This window comes from Cohnella laeviribosi DSM 21336, from assembly GCF_000378425.1.
GTDB lineage: Bacteria > Bacillota > Bacilli > Paenibacillales > Paenibacillaceae > Cohnella > Cohnella laeviribosi.
The window spans coordinates 1-2370 of sequence record NZ_KB899890.1; the positions used below are offsets into that span (position 1 = coordinate 1).

Sequence of the window (2370 nt, forward strand, 5' to 3'; positions counted from 1 at the left end):
TCTTCTCACTTTTACATTTACAGTAAGATTTGTGGATGAAGTTTTTATTTGTCGACACTTTCGTTCCATGTCAGGTTTGAGCGAAGTGTTGTGCCACCACCGGAATCGTCATTGCTTGTTAAAAATCTTAAATTAGCATCATACAACTCCAGATAAGTGTCAGTCTCCGGACCATAAGGAACTGTTTCTATATCTACATATCTGTTTTGACTTGTTACCTTAAACCATTTTTCTGTTTGACCATATGCAGTTGAGTAATAAGTTAAGCTCTCACCTTCATTCCAATAAGAACCGCTATAAAAGAAAGGAGCAATATTTCCGGACGATTTGTCCGATTGATCGTAGTAATAATGCAGAATCTCCATCCAATTATAGCCTTGGTCGTTCAGATAATCTGCGCCGTATTGTTTCATCTCTCCACCGTGGTAAGGTCCCGGTTGTCCTTGCGTACCAGCTACATAAGCAGTGTAGAAAATATTGCCACTTGAGTTTTCTATACCAATTCCTCCAACCGCATTTATAGCTGCCAGAGAATCGGATGTTTCCTTACCTGCTTCCGGATTATAAACCTGGTCGGCCGTTGTATCCTTAACATCATAAGCCTCGTTAGGATACTTGGGGCTTGCCCAAACACGATACCAACCGACAAATTTGGTAGCCATTGCCCCTGCTTTTAAAGATTCCATTTTAGGGGTGGTATATAAAATCCATTCGTTCGGCAAGACTCCCCGTACATAATCATAGAGTGTCGGCGTATCAATCCGGTTGTAATTGACCCTATATACACGAATGTTACTGGGAGGAAGATGCTGATTGGATGGTTTATAGGGGCTCACATCGTTTGGCGTGATGATTGATTGCGCAACTCCCCCATACGTGGACTCGGTAACACTACTTTGTTGCTGCGCCTTTTCTTGCAAATATTTATCTTCCTCTTTTGTCAACTTGCTTGGCGCGGGATTGATATATCCCTTTTCTGCTTGAATCTGTTGTTCACTTGCACGAAGGTCTTCTAGCAGATCCCCCTTTTTGTTAACGATTTTTCCTTCAGCACGTTGTTTTGCAACGAAGATGGCGGCTTTTTCGTCTTCACTACCAAAGCCGTAGCCCATATTGCTAATCGTTTCAATCGGTGCAATGGAGTTTTCGAGTATCTTCCATTGCCCGAGTTCCTTGCCTACTATCACGAGACGATAGTTTACTCCATTATAAAAATATTTATCTTCTTTCTTCACCTTGAAATCCATGCCTACAAGGTAAGAATGGATGTCTTGGTATTTATCCTGATAATAAGCAAAGTTGGTCAGGCGAGACACAAAATCGTTCGGAAGCTCTTTTATTTCGGAAAGCGTCACCGAATCGACGTTATGGATTCCTAGAAATTGATTTTTAAAATCAGTATTTTCGATAAACGACTTGATTTCTTGCTGGTTTTCAGATGCCTCAAGACTAACGTATTTATCCCAATCGTGCTTATCAAGAGCCTGGATATCCTGCAAAATTACTGTTGCCGATTCATCATTGATCGGAGGTGTATTTGGGTTTGCAAATACACTAGATGAGAAACAAGCCGTAAGTAGCATGACCAATCCAAAGCTAGAGATGCGTTTGGCATTTCTTTTGAACATTGTTCCTACTCCTTTCATTCCTTCATTTTGTTGTTGACAGCGGCTTACATACCACATATAAGTTTCGATCTTTTCTCTGTGTCCTCCCTCCGAAACACGCTATTAATTAAAGTTTAGCGTAGTCGGAGTCGTTCAGAATCTATCTAAATCCCAACATAACCCCTATCAACCAGAAATTTCCCTAACAAAATATTAGACACCTTAGAAGACGCAAAAGTTACATCCACATATTAAATTGGATTTATTTCCTACAGTTGCCAATACAACATAGACGGCTTTTTTGCTCAGTATGATCATCAGTCGACCATGGCACCACCCCCGTCTGCTGAGTATTGTCCCTTGCAATATATCAGACACAGTATATATGGTAAAAGTTTCATTAAAAGATAAATTTGGTATATTCCCCTAAAAAAATCGGAAGGGCGTCCTAAGAGTTAGAATAAGCACTATTTCCTATTGATCTGTAGAATTCAAGCAAATCGAATAGGTGGGAGGAAGCTAGCTTGGCTACTGTCCTACATCTTAGTTGTCCGCAAAACACGTCCGACATCGCGCGGACGCCAAGGGCAGTCGAAGTCGTGAAGGGCATCAGCTTCGTTTGCACGTTCGTGCCTGCGCCCATCTTGAACGTCGATCCGCCGTCCCCGCGAAGTACTCGAAAGCCCGCAAATGGCAGCCAATGAGGGTTTCCAGCTTTTCGTCCTCCGTAAACTCCACGTACATCATGCGGGAATATCCCAGC

The 2370-nt window shown here is 42.0% G+C and carries 1 protein-coding gene; it reads right to left on the reverse strand.

Annotated elements, in window-relative coordinates:
* Positions 1–44: 44 nt before the first annotated feature.
* Positions 45–1628 carry a SpoIID/LytB domain-containing protein gene (locus F560_RS24050; RefSeq protein WP_019007855.1) on the reverse strand — a complete coding sequence of 528 codons (1584 nt, stop codon included), beginning with the start codon at positions 1626–1628 and terminating at the stop codon, positions 45–47.
* Positions 1629–2370 lie beyond the last annotated feature (742 nt).